Annotated in this window: 21 protein-coding genes; 18 read left to right on the forward strand and 3 right to left on the reverse strand. The window is 42.4% G+C overall.

The window, feature by feature from the left end; translation table 11 throughout:
* Positions 1-267 precede the first annotated feature (267 nt).
* The 9 genes from G586_RS0120320 (at position 268) to G586_RS0120355 (ending at position 9,159) form a co-directional block, all read left to right on the forward strand.
* Positions 268-1,785 carry an alanine/glycine:cation symporter family protein gene (locus G586_RS0120320; RefSeq protein ID WP_035773833.1) on the forward strand — a complete coding sequence of 506 codons (1,518 nt, stop codon included), beginning with the start codon at positions 268-270 and terminating at the stop codon, positions 1,783-1,785.
* Between the two features lie 245 nt (positions 1,786-2,030).
* The gene (locus G586_RS24245; protein WP_051204980.1) at positions 2,031-2,420 is read left to right on the forward strand and encodes a response regulator; all 390 of its coding nucleotides are present in this window, start codon (positions 2,031-2,033) and stop codon (positions 2,418-2,420) included.
* 295 nt (positions 2,421-2,715) lie between these two features.
* A complete protein-coding gene (locus tag G586_RS27685) occupies positions 2,716-2,928 on the forward strand; it encodes a hypothetical protein (protein WP_442852461.1) in 213 nt (70 codons plus the stop codon).
* 198 nt (positions 2,929-3,126) lie between these two features.
* Entirely contained in the window at positions 3,127-5,292 is a 2,166-nt protein-coding gene (locus G586_RS0120335; protein ID WP_026529174.1) for a M13 family metallopeptidase, read from the forward strand.
* 26 nt (positions 5,293-5,318) lie between these two features.
* Positions 5,319-6,164, forward strand: a complete 846-nt coding sequence (locus G586_RS24255) for an ABC transporter ATP-binding protein (RefSeq protein WP_051204982.1) — start codon at positions 5,319-5,321, stop codon at positions 6,162-6,164.
* Positions 6,161-6,892, forward strand: a complete 732-nt coding sequence (locus tag G586_RS0120345) for an ABC transporter permease (RefSeq protein ID WP_026529175.1) — start codon at positions 6,161-6,163, stop codon at positions 6,890-6,892. The genes G586_RS24255 and G586_RS0120345 overlap by 4 nt, the downstream gene beginning before the upstream one ends.
* Positions 6,889-7,635, forward strand: coding sequence for an ABC transporter permease (locus G586_RS0120350; protein ID WP_026529176.1), 747 nt, complete (start codon positions 6,889-6,891; stop codon positions 7,633-7,635). The genes G586_RS0120345 and G586_RS0120350 overlap by 4 nt, the downstream gene beginning before the upstream one ends.
* A gap of 44 nt (positions 7,636-7,679) precedes the next feature.
* Positions 7,680-7,820 carry a hypothetical protein gene (locus G586_RS26455; protein WP_155834315.1) on the forward strand — a complete coding sequence of 47 codons (141 nt, stop codon included), beginning with the start codon at positions 7,680-7,682 and terminating at the stop codon, positions 7,818-7,820.
* The gene (locus G586_RS0120355) at positions 7,771-9,159 is read left to right on the forward strand and encodes an RNA-guided endonuclease InsQ/TnpB family protein (protein ID WP_026529177.1); all 1,389 of its coding nucleotides are present in this window, start codon (positions 7,771-7,773) and stop codon (positions 9,157-9,159) included. Before G586_RS26455 ends, G586_RS0120355 begins: the two co-directional genes overlap by 50 nt.
* 666 nt (positions 9,160-9,825) lie before the next feature.
* Here the strand turns inward: G586_RS0120355 and G586_RS0120360 are convergent.
* Positions 9,826-10,323, reverse strand: coding sequence for a fibronectin type III domain-containing protein (locus tag G586_RS0120360; protein WP_026529178.1), 498 nt, complete (start codon positions 10,321-10,323; stop codon positions 9,826-9,828).
* A gap of 39 nt (positions 10,324-10,362) precedes the next feature.
* On the opposite strand from G586_RS0120360, the gene G586_RS26460 reads away from it, so the two are divergent.
* Positions 10,363-10,536 carry a hypothetical protein gene (locus G586_RS26460; RefSeq protein ID WP_155834317.1) on the forward strand — a complete coding sequence of 58 codons (174 nt, stop codon included), beginning with the start codon at positions 10,363-10,365 and terminating at the stop codon, positions 10,534-10,536.
* A 15-nt stretch (positions 10,537-10,551) separates the two neighbouring features.
* On the opposite strand, the gene G586_RS24260 is transcribed toward G586_RS26460, so the two are convergent.
* Complete coding sequence (locus G586_RS24260) at positions 10,552-12,690, reverse strand: DEAD/DEAH box helicase (RefSeq protein WP_035773835.1); 2,139 nt, start codon at positions 12,688-12,690, stop codon at positions 10,552-10,554.
* Positions 12,691-12,915: 225 nt separating this feature from the next.
* On the opposite strand from G586_RS24260, the gene G586_RS25450 reads away from it, so the two are divergent.
* From G586_RS25450 to G586_RS24270, 6 genes are all read left to right on the forward strand, one after another.
* On the forward strand, positions 12,916-14,241 hold the full coding sequence (locus G586_RS25450; protein WP_051204983.1) for an HD-GYP domain-containing protein: 1,326 nt from the start codon (positions 12,916-12,918) through the stop codon (positions 14,239-14,241).
* Between the two features lie 82 nt (positions 14,242-14,323).
* Complete coding sequence (locus tag G586_RS0120375; protein ID WP_026529179.1) at positions 14,324-16,483, forward strand: ATP-dependent helicase; 2,160 nt, start codon at positions 14,324-14,326, stop codon at positions 16,481-16,483.
* A gap of 110 nt (positions 16,484-16,593) precedes the next feature.
* Complete coding sequence (locus G586_RS0120380) at positions 16,594-17,937, forward strand: alpha-amylase family glycosyl hydrolase (RefSeq protein WP_026529180.1); 1,344 nt, start codon at positions 16,594-16,596, stop codon at positions 17,935-17,937.
* Positions 17,938-17,984: 47 nt separating this feature from the next.
* A complete protein-coding gene (locus tag G586_RS0120385; protein ID WP_026529181.1) occupies positions 17,985-18,371 on the forward strand; it encodes a diacylglycerol kinase family protein in 387 nt (128 codons plus the stop codon).
* 64 nt (positions 18,372-18,435) lie between these two features.
* Positions 18,436-18,723 carry a phasin family protein gene (locus tag G586_RS0120390; protein ID WP_026529182.1) on the forward strand — a complete coding sequence of 96 codons (288 nt, stop codon included), beginning with the start codon at positions 18,436-18,438 and terminating at the stop codon, positions 18,721-18,723.
* Between the two features lie 5 nt (positions 18,724-18,728).
* Positions 18,729-20,468, forward strand: coding sequence for an ABC1 kinase family protein (locus G586_RS24270; protein ID WP_242832076.1), 1,740 nt, complete (start codon positions 18,729-18,731; stop codon positions 20,466-20,468).
* 50 nt (positions 20,469-20,518) lie between these two features.
* Here the strand turns inward: G586_RS24270 and G586_RS0120400 are convergent, their stop codons facing one another.
* Positions 20,519-20,956, reverse strand: coding sequence for a hypothetical protein (locus G586_RS0120400; protein WP_026529183.1), 438 nt, complete (start codon positions 20,954-20,956; stop codon positions 20,519-20,521).
* A gap of 321 nt (positions 20,957-21,277) precedes the next feature.
* Between G586_RS0120400 and G586_RS0120405 the strand changes: the two genes are divergently transcribed.
* Both G586_RS0120405 and G586_RS0120410 read left to right on the forward strand, forming a co-directional pair.
* Complete coding sequence (locus G586_RS0120405) at positions 21,278-21,970, forward strand: iron-sulfur cluster assembly scaffold protein (RefSeq protein WP_026529184.1); 693 nt, start codon at positions 21,278-21,280, stop codon at positions 21,968-21,970.
* Positions 21,971-21,992: 22 nt separating this feature from the next.
* The gene (locus G586_RS0120410; protein WP_022763477.1) at positions 21,993-23,012 is read left to right on the forward strand and encodes a GGGtGRT protein; all 1,020 of its coding nucleotides are present in this window, start codon (positions 21,993-21,995) and stop codon (positions 23,010-23,012) included.
* Positions 23,013-23,128 lie beyond the last annotated feature (116 nt).

Consider the following 23,128-nt stretch of genomic DNA (forward strand, 5'->3'; position numbering starts at 1 on the left):
GGTATATAACAGGCTTGTGAAGAAGATCAAAAAGGCCGGAGCAAAAAAGGCTGTGTTCAAATTCAAAAAGGGTTGATATTTTCATAAGCAATCTGATATACTAACACAAAAGTAACAAAGGCGTTGCGGCTTCAAGTCGTAGCGCCTTTTCTTTTTGCTAATAATGCTTTTATAAAAGTGATCACTCAATTTACTGCTTTAATGTGGTAAAATGGTAAAAGCATTTGCGCTGTCGATGAAATTTTTATAATGGGCGGAGGGAAAATTATGCAGAGTTTTGTAAGTAATGTTGCTAATGTCAATGGTGCTGTTAATGGATTTGTATGGGGACTTCCGATGTTGGTACTTCTTGTTGGTACCGGTATTCTTATGACATGTCTCACAAAGGTATTCCAGATTGCACATTTTAAGCATTGGATCAAAAATACCGTAGGCGGTATTTTCAAGGATAAGAAGGTCACTGCTCATACCGATAAGGATGACATGCAGATATCCCAGTTCCAGAGTCTTTGTACTGCACTTGCAGCTACAATCGGAACAGGTAATATTGCGGGTGTTGCTGCAGCAATTGTTTCAGGTGGCCCCGGAGCTATTTTCTGGATGTGGATCGTTGCATTTTTCGGAATGATGACTAACTTCTCAGAAAATGTTCTTGGTATCTACTATCGTAGAAGAAATGAGAGAGATGAGTGGTGCGGCGGAGCTATGTACTACCTTAAGGATGGTCTTGGAAGTAAGCCCGGATGCGCACAGATAGGTGCATTACTTGCAGTTATGTTCAGCGTTTTCTGCGTACTTGCTTCATTTGGTATAGGAAATATGAGCCAGGTCAACTCAATTGCAATAAATATGAACTCTGCTTTTGGAATCCCTGTTGTTGCAACAGGAATCGTGCTTATGGTTCTTGCAGGACTTGTAATAGTTGGCGGACTTAAGCGAATTGCATCTGTTACAGAGAGACTTGTTCCTTTCATGGCAATCGTTTATCTCATCGGTGCTATCGCAGTGCTTATCTTCAATATAGATAAGGCAGGCGCAGTATTTGCAGCTATCTTTAAGGGTGCATTCGGAATGAGAGCTGTTGGCGGCGGTATCGTAGGAAGCGGCGTTGCCATTGCAATGCAGTGGGGCATGAAGAGAGGCGTGTTCTCCAACGAAGCAGGTCTTGGTTCTTCAGTTATGGTTCACTCAAGTTCAAACGTAAGAGAGCCCGTAGTTCAGGGTATGTGGGGAATATTCGAGGTATTTGCTGATACTATCATCGTCTGCACACTTACAGCATTTGCAGTGCTTTCCAGCGGACTTGTAAATCTTGAGACAGGTGAGGTTATTTCAGACCAGGTATCTACTGCACTTGTTGCAGAGGCATTTTCAACTATCTTTGGAAAAGCAGGAGCAGCCTTCATTGCTATCGCTATTCTGTTCTTCGCATTTTCAACAGTTCTTGGCTGGAGCCAGTACGGCAGCAAGGGATTCGAGTATCTCTTTGGTTCAAAAGCGGTCAAGGTTTATCAGTGCCTGTTCGTAATCTTCATTCTTGTAGGTTCCACAATGAACCTTGCACTTGCCTGGGATATTTCAGATACCTTCAACGGTCTCATGGCTATCCCCAACCTTATCGGTGTGCTTGCACTCAGCGGTACTGTTATGAAAATCACACAGAACTATGTTGATAGAAAAATTAAGGGTAAGGACATTCAGCCCATGCTTTCAGCAATCGATGAAATCCAGAAGATCCATGAGGAAGAGATTTTAGGTGACGTTGCTGACATGCCTGCTAACTAAGGATGTATTTTGAATAAAGAAAAAAGATAATAAAATCCCGCTCAGACTTTAGGCATATGCGTATTGGCTGTGCGGGATTTTTTGTAAATAGTATCAAGTGCTATAATCAATGGTAGAATTGTAGCATAAATGATTTTTGGTCTAGTTATTTATGAATGGCTGTAATAGAATAAAATTGTGAAATCATTACATAAGTTTGTATTGTTTTGATGCTTTTTTGAATCTACTCATTAAGGAGACTTTATATGTTTGATAAGACTATACTTGTGGTGGATGATGACGAAATGATCCTTATGATGCTTGGCAAAATCCTGTCGAAGCAATTTAATGTTATCACTGCCGTATCCGGAGAAGCTGCCCTTGAAAAATATGGAGCAAATCGTCCTGACCTTATTCTCTCGGATTATATGATGCCCGGCATGAATGGCCTTCAGATGATGGATAAACTACGCGCAATCTATGGCAGTGACGTCTATGCGGTTTTCATGACTGCTAATGAGCAGGAGGAGACTGAGTTTGAAGTCTTCAGGCACGGTGCACTGCATTTCATCAAAAAGCCTATTAAGGCTGATGTCTTGATCGATGCGATAAAGTTTAGTCTTGAGAAAATTGACGATATGAAAAGGAATGATTGAAGATATTATTCTATAAATGAAGATGTTTTAATACCCATGAAATCCGCTTCAGGTGCGGATTTCATGGGTACTTTTTTATTTGTTTTAACTATTAAAATATAAGGGTATGAAACCTTTTCTGAGCAAATTAGATATGATGAGAGTATCATTTTCTAGATATCCACACAAGCTATATGTGTGCAGAACTCCTCCATAGTGTTGTTTGATGTGCCAAAAGACAACATATGGAGGTTTTCTAATGAAGTGGATTTATTTGTTTATTGCAGGAACTCTTGAAATAACATGGGCGATAACAATGAAAATGTCTAATGGATTTACTGTGCTTATCCCATCAATTATTACAGGTGTGGGGTATATAGCCAGTGCCGTGTTTTTGTCAATCGCATTAAGGCAGCTCCCATTGGTGAGTACAGATTTATTCGTGTATTTTTCTACATCGATTCTATTCATAATCTACACACTCCTGCCCAATTATAACATGAAGATTTTGGTCAGCACATTAATGTAAACCTTAACAAAAACGCATCCACATGTGTAGTAGTGCTGAAAGGAAAAGACGAAATACAATATAAAAATTTCCTAAAATAAGTCTAAAATTGTCTTGTGAAGTAGACTCGCGCAGTCGATATCTAATACAATGTAAATAGAGTATTTATGCAAAACAACTGACGAAAATCTTATTGATGAGATAGGAGAAGGACAGCTAATGATAGGCAAAAAATGGAATGCATTTAGAAAAACAACTTCAATAATACTTTTGGCTGCTTTGGCTCTAATGCCTGCCGGATGTGGAAACAAAGACAGCAATGCAGGCTCGGACATGTCTTCTCAGGAAGTAGGAAGTTCAGATCTTTCCGGAGTACCCGGAGGAGGAAAATGGGTTGATTCAGACGTTATCGGCATGGTCAAATCGGAAGATAACATACGGCCTCAGGACGACTTTGCAGCGGCTGTAAATAAAGACTATATTTTGTCTGCAGTTATGGATCCTGATTATCAAGAGGCCAGTATAGCTCTTGATGCATCTAAGCTGGTGTATGAAAGATGCATGGCGATTGCCTCTGATGATGCTATGACAGACGACAATGCTTTAAAATACAAAGCTTTGATAAAGCTGTACTCTAATTGGGATGAGAGAAACAAGCTTGGAGTAGAACCGCTTAAAAAATATATTTCAGACATACAGAGTATATCCTCTATAAGTGAACTTACAGAATATCAGGGAAGCATTAAGAGAAATCCCTTTGGCCTTGGGTTACTAATGCCGGAATCAGTAGGAGTACAAATGCAGTTCCCGGACAAGAGTACATTGAAACTTAAGGCTCCGGGTCTTTCCCTCGGATCTGTCTCTTCATATATGGAATATTCAAGTGACACATTGGCAGCAAAGGAAAGAACCGATGATGTAATTGGATATTATCTTGGAAGGCTTGGCTTTTCTGAAAAAGAGATTAAAGATACCTTAAAGGGCAATTACAGAATAGAAACTTTTATCGCCAGAAACAGTAATATGGATTACTACGGCATAAGAGATATGTTTACAAAGGTTCAAAATAACAGAGAAGGGGTGGGTGATTTACAAGGGGATTATCCGCTCTTACAGATACTCGATAGCAGAGGCTATTCGGGATGCGATAGTTTTTATTTGGATTATACATATCTTAAGTCTCTGCCCGGGATTTATACCAAAAAGAATCTTAAGGATATCAAGTCATTTCTTATAGTCCATACCATCGATTCGACCAAGTATCTTCTTGACCGCGAATCCTATGAAAAGATGGTTGCGCTTTATACCCAAAGCGCCGAAGACCATGAGGAATTTTCAGATGGCCTGTACAGCGCCCTCTTTAGAAATGATATGTCAATCTGCGGATTTCTTCCGTTATTGGATACGTTATACCTGGAGAAATACTTTAAGGACAGCGAAAAAACAGATCAGGTAAAAGAATTTACTGACGCGCTGATAAAGGCTTATTTACAAATACTTGATGAAGAAGACTGGATGTCAGATGATACAAAAACTGCTGCAAAAGAAAAGTTGAAAAATATGGCCTTGCACCTCATAAAGCCTGATAATGTTGCGGACTATTCATTAGCAGAAGTAAAATCCTACGAAGAAGGAGGCAACCTTGTTGAGGCTGCTGCTGAGGGCAGACGCATGTTGGAAGCTCACAGGGCAGATATAAGTAAGAGTCCGGATTGGGACAGATTCAAGTGGGATATTTATGACGCAGGCAGAACTACTACCGAGGTTAACTGTGTGTATTATACAAGCGAAAACGGTATCTATATAATGGCGGGTTATTTAGCCATGTGTGATGCCGCATACGGAGCTGATTCATCACTTGAGCAGTTTGCGGGAATCGTAGGAACTACTATTGGTCATGAGATAACCCATGGATTTGATTCTAACGGAACAAAGTTTGACCTGTACGGGCGGCAGTTTGATGAAAATATAAACACCATAGACTGGATGGCTATTGAGGACAGGTCAAAGATGGAAGAAAAGGCTTCAAAGCTTGCCGGTTATTTCTCGCTTGCAAGACCTATTCCAGGGCAACAGAAAGTAAATGGAAACATTATAAAAGATGAAGCCATAGCCGATATGGGAGGCATCAAGTCAGCTCTATATGTGGCAAGGGATTTGCCTGATTTTGATTATGACGAGTTTTTCAGAGCCTTTGCAAGACAGTATGCGGAACAGACAACTAAGGAAAACGAACTTGCCACAATGAGAGGCGACGTGCATCCTCTTCCATTCCACAGAATTAACATTATACTTCAACAATATGATGAATTCATCGAAACCTATGATATTAAGCCTGGAGATGGAATGTACCTAAGCCCGGAAAAAAGAGTAAGTGTCTGGTGATGTCTTATTCAGGAAGGAGACTAATTATGGGATCAGAGATTTCAAATGCAGCAATAAGACTTGATAACATAATCAAAAGCTATGGCAAACATGACGTACTAAAAGGTGTCACCATGCAGGTTAATAAAGGCGACATCTACGGTCTGGTGGGCAAAAACGGCGCAGGAAAAACCACGATATTCAAGATGATTCTAGGATTGTCGGAATACACTTCCGGCAGTGTTTCCATAGATGGCTCAAAGAATCGAAAAGAGCTGTTTGCAAACAGGTCAAAGGTTGGTTTTTTTGTAGGATCAAATTTCTACGGATATCTTTCCGGGAAAGCAAATCTTGAATACTATGCAGCTGCAAAGGGGCTCAAGGGAAAAGCGCTAAAGCAGGAGGTGGACCGTGTTCTGAAGGTTGTGGGTCTTGTCGACGGTAAGGAAAATCAGAAAGCCAAGGGATATTCCCTTGGAATGAAACAGCGTCTTGGAATAGGCAATGCGATCCTTGGTAATCCTGATATTCTCATCCTTGATGAGCCGACCAACGGCCTGGATCCTCAGGGTATAGCCGATATTCGGCACATGATACGGCGATTCAGGGATGAGTTTGGTATGACAGTCATAGTGTCGAGTCATATTCTTGGTGAACTGGAAAATACTGCAGATCGCTTCGGCATAGTACACAATGGAGTTATAGCAAAAGAAATCACACAGGATGACCTTTCTGCAAAACGCCCTGAAGTAGAACTGACTGTTTCTGCCGGTAATTTGGAGAGAGCCAAAAGCATTCTTGCAGAAAATGGTATTGATGTCCTGAAAGAAGGAAAAGAGAAAGTTACTCTGGAAGACTATTACTTTGAACTCATTGGAGGGTCAGCAGAATGAGAAATTTGTTAAGGGCAGATTTGAAGCGTATCTTTCGGATTGGCCTTATCTATGGAGGTCTTTTCCTTGCGCTGATCTATATTTCATATACAGTACTTGAAGGTATTGTAAATGATGGCTCAATCGGACTGATAAATGGTGTGCAGAAAGCACTTAGCGGGGCGGTTATGGCTCTTTTCATAGTCTTTCCTACATTCTATGCTGTTTTCGCACATGAGTTATCTTCAAAATCCATGCAGACTGTGCTTGGTCATGGTATAACCAGGGATAAGCTCATAATCGCCAAGCTTCTTGATGCTGCCATTTTACTGTTTTGCCTGTATCTGGTCATAATTGCAGCGGCTCTTATAGTAATAAATTCAGAATCGGGAATCGTATTAAGCCCGCAGCAGCAGGTGAATCTTATTATATATATCATCCTGAGGTGGCTTAGACACTTTGGTTACATTGTCTTTTCTGCCATGATCATGTACATTTCCGGTTCTACAGTTCTTGGCATTATCGCATGTATCGCATTTACGGTTGTGTTTAAACTGGTGTTTAACATAGTAGAGTTTTTTTCTTCCCTTTCATTATATGATTATACCTTTGACGGGTTGCTTGATTGGGCATATACCGGAATAGAAGTGGGAGCAGTCCCCTGGCAGCTTCTGCCCGCTGTCTGTTATCTCCTGGCAGCACTGGCGATTACGACTCATTTTTTTCGGAGAAAGGAGTTTGACTTTTGAAAAATCTAATTTTTGCAGATGTGAAAAGAATCCTGAGAAAACCGGCGTATTGGATTGTACTTGGAATTTGCCTGCTTATTTCACTCTTTTGGTCTGTTCAATCAAACAACAGCGGCGGGATGAGTGGGTTTTCATTTGCTTCTAATCAGGGAACAGCTGTAAACACAATGAATCTGTTTATAGGAATTGCTATATACGTGAGCGTATATGCCGATGAGTTCACGTCAAATTCTATGCAGTGCCTTATTGGAAGAGGGATTTCAAGAAGGAGGCTCCTGATTGCCAAGTTCATCAATTGCGTAATCGTAACCTTTATTTCATATGGAATCTATACTCTTTTTATCACTATTACAGGTCTGATTATGGGAGCGAAGATGAACGGATCAGAAAGCAGTTTTTTATACAGCACGATACTAACCAATGCTTTTATCGTTCTGGGTTATGCAACAATATCCATGATCATTCTCTTCTGGAGTAAGAACGTTGCCTATGCAACACTGGTGGATGCATTCCTGCTTTTTGCAGGAAGTACGCTGATGAGCGGTCTGAATAGTATTCCTGCGATCAGTATTTGGCATATAGACAGGCATATTTTTTCACAAGCCCTCGAATGTGCAAAAGTAGATTTGCTGCTTACAGGTGGCACGGCAATCTTTACACTGCTTTGGCATGTTGTAAAGATCTGCGCTATTTCCATTATTTTGGCATATCTGCTCTTTAGGAAAAAAGAGTTGGATTTCTGACATGGAGCAACACACACGAAGTAGAAAGTGTTTGGGTGACAGGTATGAGAAGAAAAATCGTAAATACGGAATTGGCTGGAATATCGAAAAAGGGTGTGTTTCATGAAACACAGAAAGTACACAGTATAAGGCTTGATGAAAGGAATTACAACCGTGTACAGAACAAGGCAGTTCAGAATCAGTAAGAACAACAGACTATATGGTTACTGTAGCGATATCTGCAGAGCCTGCGCCATTCTGTACAACAGGGCTAATTTCATAATCCGTCAGTATTCTTCAGCCGAGGAAGCCATGGCATCCTACAGACCCCTGTATCCCAATCAGATGCAGGTATTCAGGCTTGTTAAGGACATCCTTGATGGTACAAAATATCAGGTAAAAGGTTCCTGGCTTTCTTACAATGCCCTCGACTATCTTTTAAAGGCCACAAAAGATAAGGCATACTACGGGCTTCCATCGCAGGCAAACCAGCAGATACTTAAACTCCTCCTTAGGGACTACAAGTCTTTTTTTGAGGCAGTGAAGGCATATGCAAAGACTCCATCTGCTTTTACAGGACGTCCCCGTATGCCCCAATATGTAGGTGAGGGAAAGTACAAGACAGCCATACTCACAAATCAGATATGCAGGATAAAGGATGAATCTCTTATCAGATTCCCCGGAACAAACGATATGCTAAGACTTGGTGAAGACTTCCCTTGCGGAAAGCTAAAGGAAGTACGCATTAAGCCCCATGGCAAGGACTTTGTGATAGATGTCGTCATGGATATGGAAACAAGGGGCATGGCTCCTGCTGATGATAAGGAAATACTGAGGAGCCTTGTAGATATGGAGGACATTTCAGGCATCCGCGTGATGGCACTAGATCCCGGGACAGATAACATAGCGGCTGTAGTAAACAACTTTGGCGAGAGACCCTTTGTCATAAAAGGTGGAAGCATCAAATCCATCAACCAGTTCTACAACAAGGAAATGGGCAGGCTCTCATCATGTGCCATGAGATGCAATAAGAGATACCGTACCAGAAAAATGAGTATCCTTACTGAAAAGAGGAACAGGAGGATAAAGGACCAGTTCCACAAGATAAGCAGACAGCTTGCGGACTATGCAAGGGATAATCGTGTCGATGTTGTGGTAATGGGACATAACGTATTCCAGAAACAGGAAGCAGATATGGGACATATCAGTAACCAGAATTTTGTGCAGATACCAATGCTGATATTTGCAGATATGATCCGCTATAAGCTTGCTGAATACGGTATAAGATTTGCCCTCACAGAAGAGAGCTATACATCAAAGGCTGATTTTCTTGCCATGGATCCTATTCCCATGTATGAAAAAGGGAAGAATAAAGAATACACTTTTTCAGGAAGAAGGATAAAAAGAGGACTCTACAGGCACTACGACGGAACATTCACAAATGCAGACATAAACGGGGCTGCAAATATCTTGAGAAAAGTATTCCCAAAGGTAACACAATGGGAGGGGCATAGTGGACATGCCATGTTCTTCAGGATGCCATAGGCAGACTGAAGGTTCATGCCGCACAGCGGCATAACAGAAAACCTTTCCGACGCAGAGTCGGTGAGGGTAGTTCATAGGTAACTATGCAGAGATAATGATGTACTGTCGACTGTGACAGACCCATTATGTAGGAAGTGCAGGAGTATTTTGAATAGGCAACAAATTATTTATATAGCAGTAATTTGTTGCTGATTCGGCTGATATATAAGTGACTTAAAAATTGTATTGGCAACAAATATGAAAGAATGAGATTTCTTGTTGTATCTAATAATTTATAAACACTAGACAGAGCAACAAGAGTATCTGATTAGTATTATATTGTTGTCATTTCTTATAGTGGATGATAATTCGAAAATGAATATGGCAACAAAATAAGAAATAGATACTTCTTTTGTTGTTATATGCATTTTTCATATACATGGGTATAAATACATTTGGCAACAAATATTATAAATCTCTCTAACTTGTTGCTAAATCAAAAAATAAAACGAAATTAGACTAAAATATAAACTATATTAAGAATATAGTATAGTTTGAGTAGTATACATGAATAGAAAACAAACTCAAATAAATTCAGCGGTGAATGTCCAGTTAGGACTTTTTACCGCTGATTGAATTTAACGTGTTTTATTTATTCGGATTATTACTGTCGAAGTATGGCAAAAATCATTTAGCCTTAAATTTCTTTACCTTTGACCACTTGCCATAGCGATATCCTTCGTCTGAGGCATTGTATGCTCTTACGCGGACATAGTAGGTTTTACCTTTTGTGAGATCGGTAACCTTCTGTGAGGATTTCTTCTTGGTTACATCAAAATACTGAATTTCTTCGATTTCCTCTTCCTCTTCGTCCTCATCAAGTGTTTCGGTTTCTTCGGGCTCCTCGGGTTCTACGAAATCCTTGTAGGGTGATACCTCTATCTGATAGCCCTTGCAGTTCTTCTTAACCTTTACCCATGTGATCTTGTAGGATTTTCTATTCATTTTTGCTACGGACGGCTGACCAACCTTGCCTGGGGCTTTTATGGTCATGTCAATTTCATCATCTTCTTCTTCATCAGCATGAACGATGCCGCTATCAAAGAAGTTTCCAATAGGAGTTGCAGTCACGAGCATGGCTGCGACAATAGTAAGGCTTATGAATTTAAACAGATGCTTCCTCATATAAATACCTCCATTCCCTGGATTGCGGGAGATTCCGCTGTGGGAGGCTATTTCTTCATCAAACTGTTCAAAAAAATTTTGATTGCAGTTTTAAAAACACCACCCTATATAGTTATTCTCTCAGAAGTATACGGAAAAAGCATCTTAAAAGACTATAAACTAAACCCGCAAAGCCAGGTATACTCTGGAGTTGCGGGTTTATGGTCTTTTTAGTTTTGATAAAAAATTTCAATCCGAATACTTCTCACTTTCCTCTTCAATCAGCCTCTTTATCCATTCATTATCCATCTTGTTCTCGTACGCGTCTGCGATTGCTGATTCATCAGCGAAGCTGTCAAACTGGAATTGCTTCTCGCTCAGTATATCCATCATCTTCTCATCCACAGTATCGGGGCAGAGCAGGTGGTAAACAAGCACGTTTTTGACCTGTCCCATGCGATAGACCCTTGATAGAGCCTGCATTGTGAGGGAGGGCTTTATTTGCGGCTCAGCGAAAATCACGATGCTGGCGGACTGGATATTTAGACCAACGCCACCTGCCTGTATCTGGCAGACGAGAACGCTTCCTGAAGGAGCACTTCCAAACGCATCGACTATGCTTTGCCGCTTATCGATTGCGGTTTCGCCGGTGATCACACCGATGCAGCTATCACCAAGAAGACTGCTCAGCTTTGAGATAGTTTCTCTGAAAAATGAGAAAACAACGATTTTTCTTCCCTCATCCCGGGCTTCGCTGCAAAGCTCAAGAAGTCTTGCCGCCTTGGCAGAGGTTCCAATATCATCCTGCAAAAAGGATACTCTTCGCATATCTGCAAAGCTTCCGTTTACCACGGCAGATACATATGCATCCCTATCTTCATTGGTCATTAGGCACCATTCGTCTTCAACATCAATTGGAGGAAGCTCCTGTAAAACCTGCTGCCTTGTTCGCCTTAGATAAACAGGTGAGAGCTTCTCCTTGAATTCAGGAAGATAACTGATGTGAGCAAGGCTTCGAACCTCCTTTGTCATGTCGGGACGCACGAAATCAATAAGACTGCACATCTCTTCAACCCTGTTTTCAAGCGGAGTTCCGGTCATCATAAGGATCCTCTCGGATTCATTATCAAGCCTTCTGATGTACATGGTGCGCTTGGCGTCGGGATTTTTTATATAATGGGCCTCATCGATAACAAGCATGGAAAGGTGCATGTGGTTGTCTATGCGGTCAACGATTTTGCCCATGGACTCATAGTTGGTTATGGCCGCGCCGCCGCATTCCTGCCATTTTGAAAAAGCATCCTCAAGGGTCTGCCCATGTAAAATGATGGAAGGAATGTCAGAAAATTTCCGGATCTCTCTAGCCCAGTTCACAAGTACGCTGGCAGGGCACACCACAAGGAAGAAGCATTTCTCGCCGGAGAGATTGATATGCGACATCGCAACAATGGCCTGGATTGTTTTGCCAAGTCCCATCTCATCTCCAAGCAGCACCTTTTTCTGATGGAGAATATACTTCGCTCCAAAGGCCTGATAAGCCCTGAGATTCCCATTAAAGTGCAAAAGGTCAAGCTCGGTTTCGTCAATCTCCGCAGCGAGAGCAGAAGGAATGCTGTCGTAGAGAAATGGCTTGTTTCCTGACGAAGCACCTATGCCTTCAAGGAGCGCATAGAAATCTGCGCTGTTTTTCTCATAGTCCTGCATAGCAGATGAAGCCGTTATATTTACAGACTCGTGATACCGGTCAAGGAATTTCACAAGACTATCGAATAGCGGACTGTCGTAGAAGGCGTACATCTCATCAGCAAGCAGCAGGGTATTCTGTTTTGTATTACTTCCTGAAAAAATCCAGTGAACACTATTCCCGATGGTTTTTGTGTTCCTGATTTTTTCTGAAAAGTTATTGAGCTGGGTGGCAGAGGGACTCGCTTCGGTGCGGACCTTTTCACAGCTCTTAAATCTTGAGAGAGAGGTTATAAGATCAGCATTATCACTGGAACTTCCGTCTGCCTCAAGGCGGATCGACACCTTTGATGAAAGACTGTTGGCGAATTCCGTCACGATACCTCTGATGGTTCCGATCTGCTTTTCGCCGATGCCATCAACAGACATTAGATCGTAATCAGTGGCTTCTGCCAGTTTTCCGAAATCCGTGTAGCCTGCTTCCTGAAGGGCAGATACCCTGATTCCGGCCTTGGCATTTTTGAGCTCCTCGGTGGAGATACCGGAAAGACTTTCCCTTGCCTTTGCGCCTGCCAGGCGTCCGCAGAGATGCTTGATATCCTCAATCTGAAGAGATTTATCCTCATACATCTTCCTAAAGGCAGCTTCTATCTCAAATATGGCTTTTTTTAGCTTTTTTATGTCCTTAAAATTCGGCCTGTTCATGGTGCTCCTTGATGTTCCTGAAAATAGTGAATATATAAATGTTAAAACGAAAAACCGTATCAACACAGGATCTCGCCTGGAAAATAATCATGCAATAATCATACAACATTATCTGCGCCCTGTGAGACTATAGCCAAATAGGTTATAAAATATTTATTTGTTACTATATTGTTTTGACAGTTATAATAAAAATAGCTGCATATGTTTTTTCATGAGGGAATTGCAATGCTGTTGTTTTATGTAACATATTATTGGCCAAGGTTAATATTTGCGGCATACTTTACTTTTGCAAACACCGTGCTCGTAAAAAATGTTTTTCGTCAAAAGCACGTTGCTTTAAAGGCAATAGTGCTGTTTCTCATATCATGCCCTGTTGTTTCTATAGTCACTGAGGCGCTAAGGGTTAGCAGCTTCGAGACGTTTATAGCACCAGCTATTTCTGATTTTCCGGATTCATACGATCAAGGCTTTTTCCTTCTCTATTATTTTCTGTGTGATGCTGTTTCCTTTATCATTCCAACCTATATTTACACAAAAATAGTAAGGGACAAATGGATGATAGGCAGTAGTATCTATTTTATCTATGTTGTCATAGACAGATATGGCATGGTTGTGGGAGTTTCTCAGATCACATATCTCATCGTTGTTATCATCGTGCTGTTTGCTTTCCAGTTTCTTATGAGAGATGAGATGATGTTTGTTATTGAGCATGCAAAAGCCATTGAGTGGAGGCCGATGCTGCATTATCTTTTGGGACTCTTTTTCCTGTTAGAAGCACTTTATGGTTCGTTTTTCGTATTTCCTGAAATTGAAAAAGGTGTAATTAATCTTGCAGCAATATGGGTAGATGTTATTGCAACCATCACTACGGTATTCTTTGGATCATTTGCAAAGATAAATACCAGCTCTGCAAGAGAACAGCTGTTAAAGCTCGATTACATGAAAAAACTCCAGGATAATCAGTACAACATAATCCTGAAGCTGACTGAGATATCCGAGGCAAAGAGCGGCGAGACGGGACAGCATGTAAAAAGAGTATCCGAATACTCTGCGGTACTTGCCGCGGAAATCGGCCTATCTTCAGAGGATACGGAGTGTATAAGAATTGCATCAATGATGCATGATGTGGGAAAACTTTTGATTCCGAAGGAAATTATCGAAAAGCCGGGGCCGCTTACATTGGATGAGACGGAGCATATGAAGGAGCACACCTCTTATGGAAATGAGCTACTTGGAAAATCCTCCGGCGAAATAATCTCCATGGCAAGACTCATTGCATATGAGCATCATGAGAGATGGGACGGCAAAGGGTACCCAAGAGGTCTTAAGGGCAACGCCATTACCGTTTATGCCCAGATTGTTGCAGTGGCGGATGTCTATGATGCGCTGACCAGCAGACGCTCCTACAAGGAAGCCTGGGATAGAGAAGTTGCCAGAGAAGAAATCATAAATCAGCGCGGTAAGCAGTTTTCACCTATGGTAGTGGATGCGTTTGTCAGATGCTTTGACAAGATATGCGCTATCCAGGATGAATACGTGGATGAAGAATAACGGAAGAATAATTGTTGCGCCCCGAACACGCGTTTGCTAGAATAGTAAGTATATAAGACTCCATGAAAACGGGGAAGAGAGTATGCAGGATATTTTGGAAAATCTTAATGAAGCACAGAGGGAGGCTGTTACCACTACAGAAGGCTATGTGCGGGTCATTGCCGGCGCGGGAAGTGGTAAGACGAGAGCTTTGTCCCACCGCTTTGCATATCTTGTGAACGGCCTTGGCATCATGCCGGGGCATATTCTCTGTGTGACTTTTACTAATAAATCAGCCAATGAGATGAGGCAGAGAATCCACAGACTTACCGGGGACAACGACACCGGATATATCAACACTTTTCACGGATTCTGTGTGTCTGTCCTTCAGGAGGATTCCCATGCGGTTTCCTATCCCAAGAGCTTTCTGGTTCTTGATAATTCCGATATCGATGAGATGCTCAAGATAATCTATGAGGAGCGGGGACTTTCTCTTAGAGACATGACCTTCAGTGCCGCCAGGGATATGTTTGAAATCCGCAAGATCTTTGGCGAACCCGAGTACTATCTCGACATGATCACCATGTCCCTTGATACTCTTAAGGAAAAATACGACAAGGCCACTGAGGTGAAGGACATTCTTTTCTATGGTTACCTTTATCAGGAAAAGAAGTGCTTCGGACTTGATTACAACGATCTCATCAAGTTTTCTCTATATATTTTCAGTCAAAATGAAGACATTAAGCTCAAGTGGCAAAAGCGCCTTGAGTACATAATGATAGACGAGTTTCAGGATATCGACAGCCTTCAGTACGAGCTGATGGAGGTGCTTGCCGGGTACCACAAGAACCTTTTCATAGTGGGAGATCCCGATCAGACCATATACACCTGGCGCGGTGCCAACGTTAGATATTTGCTCGATTTTGATAAAAACTTCCCTGATGTGAAGACTATCATGATGAATGACAATTATCGTTCAACTCCGCAGATTCTCTCTGCCGTGAATTCACTGATAGACAAAAACACACAGAGAATCAAGAAGGAGCTTACACCTACACTTCCTGACGGTGAGAGCGTTTTGTGTCACCTTGCACCTGATACCGCTGCGGAGGCTGACTGGATTACCGGAGAGATACTTGTGATGAAGGGCAAGGGCATACCCTACCGCGATATGACAATCCTCTATAGGGCGCACTATGTCACCAGGACAATTGAAGAGGGACTTTTGAAGGAAAAGATCCCTTATACCATATATTCCGGCGTGCAGTTTTTCGGGAGGATGGAGATTAAGGATGCGCTGTGCTACCTGCGCATGATCGTCTTCCGCGATGACATTTCCTTCAGGAGAATTGCGAACGTACCAAGGCGTAACCTTGGAAAGCGCAGAATGGCTTTTCTTGAGCAATATGCAGCTGAGAACGGATGCAGTCTCTATCAGGCTCTTAATGAAAATTTGGAAAATGAAGTCATGCGCGGAACTAAGGCCAGGAAATTCATTGACCTTATCGAGAGATTTGCGGACGGCTACGAGGGACTTCCTGTTTCCGAGGTGCTATCCAAGATTCTGAACGAGAGTGGCTATGAGGAGATGCTAAGGACAGAAGGAGCTCAGGACCGTCTTGATAATCTTGCAGAGCTCAAGCAGTCTGTGTTCGAGTTTGAGACCACCTGTGGTGAGGAGGTAGGACTTGAGGATTATCTTAAGCATGTTGCACTTTTCACCAATGCAGACTCCGACGCAGGGCAGGAGGACAAGGTTCGCCTGATGACGGTGCATGCCGCAAAGGGACTGGAGTTTCCCTATGTGTTTTTGTGTGGCATGAATGAAGGAATTTTCCCTTCAAGAAAAATCCGTACCCTTGAGGGAATGGAGGAGGAGCGAAGGCTTGCCTTTGTTGCCATGACAAGAGCGAAGAAGCGCCTGTTTATCTCAGAAGCGGGAGGTATGAATTACGAAGGTATCCCACGATATCCCTCGCGTTTCATTTTAGACATTGATAAGGGCCATATAGAATTTACCGAAAAACCAGATGATTCCATGTTATCCGCTGTAAGGAAATATATTGAAAATGATTCAAGGCACCTTAAGGGAGCAGAGAAGGTTAATCTCTTAGAGCCCGGGCAGAGAGTAAAGCATGCAATTTTAGGCCTTGGGACTGTTCTTGAGATCAACATGGAGGAGCAGAGCTACATGGTGCAGTTTGATGGGATGGGGACACCCAGACAGATTTCATTTAAGGTGAAGCTCCACAAGGAAGATTAACGATATATGGTATACTTATTTAAAGAGATTATGCGGTATATGCAGTATTTAGGAGCAAAGTGATAGCGCTAGGATAACTAACACTGTAGTCGTTTTTAAGGGGGAAGAATATGGCAAGAGATACTTCTAAGAGTTTGCGTAACAAAGTCATGTACCAGATTTTTGTCAGGAATTTCAGCGAGGGTGGAACCTTTAAGGACGTGGTTCCGCAGCTTGACAGAATTCGCGACCTTGGCGTTGATATCATTTGGTTTGCGCCAATTCATCCTATCGGAAAAAAGGCCAGGAAGGGTGAGCTTGGATCACCTTATGCAATCAGTGATTATCGTTCGATCAATCCGGAGTACGGAACAATAGATGACTTTAAGGCAGTTGTTGGTGAGATCCATGCCCGCGGTATGAAGTGCATAATAGACGTAGTCTACAACCATACATCTCCGGATTCCGTTCTTGCATCTGAGCATCCCGAATGGTTCTATCACAAAGAGGATGGAAGCTTTGGCAATCACGTCGGTGACTGGTCGGATATCATCGATCTCGACTACAACAACAGAGAGCTGTGGGACTATCAGGCAGAGACTCTGAAAATGTGGGCAGGGATAGTTGACGGCTTTAGATGCGATGTTGCTCCGATTATTCCATTGGAATTCTGGCAGATGGCAAGGGAGGAAGTGGCGACAGTTCGCCCTGACTGCCTGTGGCTCAGCGAATCTGTAGAGCCTGAGTTTTTACTTGCACTTCGCGAGATGGGGCTTACTGCTCTTTCGGATTCTGAGATATTCCGTGTTTTTGACGTAAGCTATGAATATGATGTTTACGGAGATCTTGTAAGCTATGTGACAGGTAGAGGAACTCTTGACGACTATGCCAAAGCTCTTTGCAGACAGGAATACATCTATCCGGACAATTACGTAAAACTCCGATTCCTTGAGAATCATGATCAGCCGCGAGCTGCATTTTTGTTCTCAAATGAGAAGAGCCTTAGGAATGTCACGGCGTTCCTGTTCTTCCAAAAGGGAATGACTCTTTTGTACGCAGGAGAGGAGTACAGCATAAAGCATTTGCCGAGCCTGTTTGATAAGGATGCAGTTAGATGGGACAAATACAGCGTTCCTGCGGATAGTGTAAAGGGCAACAAGTCCGGCACAAACATGATTTGTGATCCTGCAAAGGACCTTACAGACCTAATAAGGACTCTCTCGGAAATTAAGAGCAATGAAATTTTTACCGACAGTACATACACTGTAAATGCAGTTAGCAATAGCATCCTTGTGGCAAAACATAAGAAGGGTGAAATGTGGGCTCTGGGAGTTTTTTCACTTGACGGAGAACGAGAGGTCATCTGTGTTGATGCCCCTGACGGAACATATAAAAACCTGATAGATGGTAAGAATATTGATGTGGTACATGGGATGATAAGAACCTATGGTGTACCGATCATTATTTTACAATAATATTTTTTGACCATTTATCCGTATTTTTGATAAAATATAATTGAATTATGGATACACAAAATACGAGAAAAAATAAACTTTATAAGAGCTTCGGATATGCGTTTCAGGGCATATTCAATACAATTTTGCATGAGAGAAATATGCAGATTCACTGCGTGGTTACGCTACTTGTGGTGATTTTCGGATTTATACTTCATATATCACTTATTGAGTGGCTTTTCTGCCTTGTGCTCTTTGGACTTGTGCTTAGTCTTGAGCTTGTTAATACAGCCCTTGAAGCTGTGGTTGACCTTGTGACAGAGGAGAGAAAGCCCCTTGCTAAAAAGGCTAAGGACGCTGCTGCCGGAGCTGTTCTGATGAGCGCCATCATGGCTGCTATCATTGGCGGGATAATCTTTTTCCCAAAACTATATGCATTTTTATTTATTTCATAGAGAGCGCATAGAGCTCCGGACTGGAATAATTAAAAATATACATTTTTTATGAGGAGGTTTCATTATGGACACAATTACAGACGGACTTAAAAAGCTGCTTCTTGCAGGAGTTGGAGCTGTCGCTCTCACTACAGAGAAGGCAGGTGAACTTCTCGATGAGATGGTTGAAAAGGGCGAAATAACCGTTGCGCAGGGCAAGGCTCTTAATCAGGAGCTTAAGCGCACAGTCAAGGAGAATACAGGTAAGAAGGAAGAGGAAAAAAAGGATCTTTCCAAGGTTGTTGAGGGACTTTCTGCTGACGAGCTTGCAAAATTAAAAGAGCTGATCCAGGCAGCAGAGAGTAAAGAGTGATATAAATGGCTGATTTGACTGATCTTGTCGGTAAGATGAGGCAGGTTGCTGACGCTCAGGCTGATAAAGCTGAGGCTGAAAAAAACGCAGACGCTTCAAAGGAGACCGACAAACAAAGAAGCGCGGAGGACAGCGCAAGACTTAAGGAGATAAAAGCTGTCCTTGTAAGAAACAAGATCACAAGGGGGATTTCACCTGAAAAGCTCAGAATAATCTTAGAGGAGCTTGGATCCACCTATATTAAGCTTGGGCAGATAATGTCTATGCATTCTGACATTCTGCCGAAGCGCTATTGTGATGAGCTCGCCAAGCTCAATTTCGATGTGCCGCCAATGCCATTTGGTGAAGTTGTGGAGATTATCGAGGAGTCCTACGAGTGCCCCTATACGGATATTTTTGAGTGGATCGATGAAAAGACTCTCGGCTCAGCTTCCATTGCTCAGGTTCACAGAGCAAAGCTCAAAGATATTTCCTCTGAAAACGGCATAGAGGATGTAATAATCAAGGTTCAGCGCAGAGGTGTTTACGATTTAATGAGGCGTGACATCAGCCTTTTGCACAGACTTGTGAAGCTTATGCCTCCTGTGGGTGATATCAAGAATATAGTCGATCTTGATATGGTCCTTGACGAGATGTGGGCCGTAGCAAAAGAGGAGATGGACTTTTTTCAGGAAGCCTGCAATATGGCTGAATTTGCAAGGAACAATAAGGATGTCCGTTATGTAGGCTGTCCAAAAATGTTCCACGAGTACTCCACTGACAAGGTCCTTGTGATGGAGTATATCGACGGCTGTTCCATAAATGATGTGGAGTACCTGACTGCACATGGCTATGACCTCGATGAGATCGGAGAAAAATTCGTCAACAACTTTATTAAGCAGGTAATGAATGATGGATTTTTCCACGCAGATCCTCATCCCGGTAATGTCAAAGTAAGAGATGGCAAGATAATTTGGATAGACATGGGCATGATGGGAAGGCTCTCGGAGAGAGACAGGCGGCTCATGGTGAGAGGTGTTCGCGGAATTGCTCTCCGTGATATTCAGGGAGTTGTAAATGCAGTTCTTGATCTTGGACAGGTGAGCGGAACTCCTGACAGAGAGAAGCTTTATGTAGCCATTAAGGGCTTTATTGATCAGTATGGTTCAGTGTCCTTTGGAAGTCTCGACATAGCTGCTGCGCTCCAGTGTCTCATGGACATAATGAAGGACAACGGAATCGCACTTCCGCACGGCATGACTCTTCTTTGCAGAGGACTTGCGCACATGCAGGGAGTTCTCGCTGAGATAAGCCCCGAGATAAATATGATGCAGATTGCCAGTGCGAGAATCATGGATGACTATATAGAGAATCTTGATATCCGCGATGAAATGATGAAATATGGCAGAGCTCTTTACAGAGCTGCGGACAAGGGCATTGAAATTCCGGCTCTTACAGCCCAGGCTATGAAGGAATACCTGGCAGGACAGAGCAAGCTGAATATTACAATAAACTCTTCAAAAGAGGTAAATGAACTGATATATTCATCGATCAGGAATGTGGTCATTGGCCTTGGAGTTGCCGCACTTCTTATTTCATCAAGCGTTATGTGCACCACGGATATGAAGCCGGAGATTTTCGGAATACCACTTTTTGGAGCGCTTGGCTTTTCCTTTGCACTTGTAGTCAGCGGTTTTCTCGTAATAAGGAACATCGCATTGAAAATTGCGGCGAGAAGACGGTATAGAAAGAGAAGAAAATCATGAATAATAAAAAAGAGAACCTCGCGGTGAGGTTCTCTTTTCTGTTTCAAAAATCACTTGAATTTCTCGTATACTAATTTGCCGTTCTTGCATTCAAAAAGCTTTACGCCTTTGGATTTTACAATGTATCTTACGCTGGCCTTCTTGATTCCGGCCTTCTTTGCGTTCTTTTTAACTACAAGAGAAGCATTTTTAAATCCATCAACAGTTTCCTGATACTTGTCAGGCATCATTGATTTAAGCATTGAAAAGGCGCCTTCGCCAAGCTTGGTGTTAAGAACAACAGTGAAGTTGTAGGTGTTGCCCTTTTTCTTGAAGCTGATCTTGTAGCTTCCTATTGTGGTCTGAAATTTATTCCCCTTATTAACCTTCTTGCAAAAGCTCTGGGCCTTTGCGTCTGTACTTGCCGCACTTACAGGAACACCTGCTGTGCCAAACATCATCATAAATGCAAGCATAAGTGATAATGCCTTCAACATTACTTTCTCCATACTTAGTTCCCTCCTGAAATATTATGTAGTTAATGGCGCGACTATCGTGACTTTTATCGTGCCATGAGCTTTTATTTTATTACCGATAATGCAGATTGTCCAGTACGCTTCGCGTTTCTGAGTGGTTCATAATCAGTTAGTTTTTTGACCTGAGAGAAACTAAATTTGATTTAGGATTGCAAAATTAATCAATATTTTATAACCTGACCCCTTTTAAAACCTTGATATAAACTGAGATTTTTAGTAGAATGCCATTGTAGTGCGTAGTAAACGATAAAAATTTATCATACTATAGTAAACACTAACAATAAGGAGGTACTTATGATTTACTCAACAGAGGTAAAAAATATGTGTCCCATCACACAAGGGGTACATCATGGTGCTGCTCCCATTCCTGAAGAAGCAAAATGGGTTCAGTCCAAAGAGATTAAGGACATTTCCGGTTATACACATGGTATCGGCTGGTGTGCTCCTCAGCAGGGTGGCTGTAAGCTTTCCCTGAACGTTAAGGATGGTATCATCCAGGAGGCACTTGTAGAGACTATCGGATGCTCCGGTATGACTCATTCAGCAGCTATGGCAGCTGAGATTCTTCCCGGTCTTACAGTTCTTGAAGCGCTCAATACAGACCTTGTATGTGACGCTATCAACACAGCTATGAGAGAGCTGTTCCTTCAGATTGTTTATGGCAGAACACAGTCTGCATTCTCAGAGGATGGACTTCAGATTGGTGCCGGCCTTGAGGATCTTGGTAAGGGATCACGTTCAATGGTTGGTACTACATATGGTACACTTGACAAGGGACCTCGTTATCTTGAGCTTACTGATGGTTACATCACAGATCTTGCTCTTGACGAGAACGACGAGATTATTGGATATAAGTATGTTAACTTTGGAAAGATGATGGACTTCATCAAGGCCGGTGACGATGCTAACACAGCTATCGAGAAGGCTAAGGGCCAGTATGGTCGTGTAGCTGACGCTGCTAAGTTCATCGATCCCAGAAAACAGTGATAAAGGTAAGGAGGAAAATATAATGGCTTTATTTGAATCATATGAAAGAAGAGAGCCCCAGATCCTGGCTTGCCTTAAGGAGTATGGAATCTCTTCTATCGAAGAATGTAAAGATATTACAATGGCAGCAGGCATTGACGTATATAGCCTCATCGAGGGTATTCAGCCTATCTGCTTTGAGAACGCTAAGTGGGCTTACACAGTAGGTGCTGCTATCGCTATTAAGAAGAACTGCCGCAAGGCTGCTGACGCTGCTGCAGCTATCGGTATCGGTCTTCAGGCTTTCTGCATCCCCGGTTCTGTTGCAGACCGTCGTAAGGTTGGCCTTGGACATGGTAACCTTGGTAAGATGCTTCTTGAAGAGGATACAGAGTGCTTCGCATTCCTTGCAGGTCACGAGTCATTCGCAGCTGCTGAGGGTGCTATCGGTATCGCTGAGAAGGCTAACAAGGTTCGTACAAAGCCTCTTCGCGTTATCCTTAACGGTCTTGGAAAAGACGCAGCACAGATCATTTCCCGTATCAACGGCTTTACATATGTAGAGACAAAGTACAACTACTTCACAGGTGAGGTAGAGGAAGTATTCAGAAAGTGCTACTCAAAGGATGCAAATTCACCTCGTGCAAAGGTTAACTGCTACGGCGCTAACGATGTACAGGAAGGTGTTGCTATCATGTGGAAGGAGAACGTTGACGTTTCTATCACAGGTAACTCAACCAATCCTACAAGATTCCAGCATCCCGTTGCAGGTACTTACAAGAAGGAGCGTACTGAGGCTGGTAAGAAGTACTTCTCAGTTGCTTCAGGTGGTGGTACCGGACGTACACTTCATCCCGATAACATGGCAGCAGGTCCTGCTTCCTACGGTATGACAGATACTATGGGTCGTATGCACTCTGACGCTCAGTTTGCCGGATCTTCTTCAGTTCCTGCACACGTTGAGATGATGGGTCTTATCGGCGCTGGTAACAACCCGATGGTTGGTATGACTGTTTCCACAGCCGTTTCCATCGAGGAAGCTGCTAAAGCTGGTAAGTTTTGACTTCCTCTTTGAAACTTGACGAGGTCTTATCGAAATAAATAATATTATTCACAGGCCACTTAGATTTTTGTCTAGGTGGCCGTTTTTTATGATATAATCTTATGAGGTATGATGTT

It is taken from the genome of Butyrivibrio sp. VCD2006 (assembly GCF_000423925.1).
Taxonomy (GTDB): domain Bacteria; phylum Bacillota; class Clostridia; order Lachnospirales; family Lachnospiraceae; genus Butyrivibrio.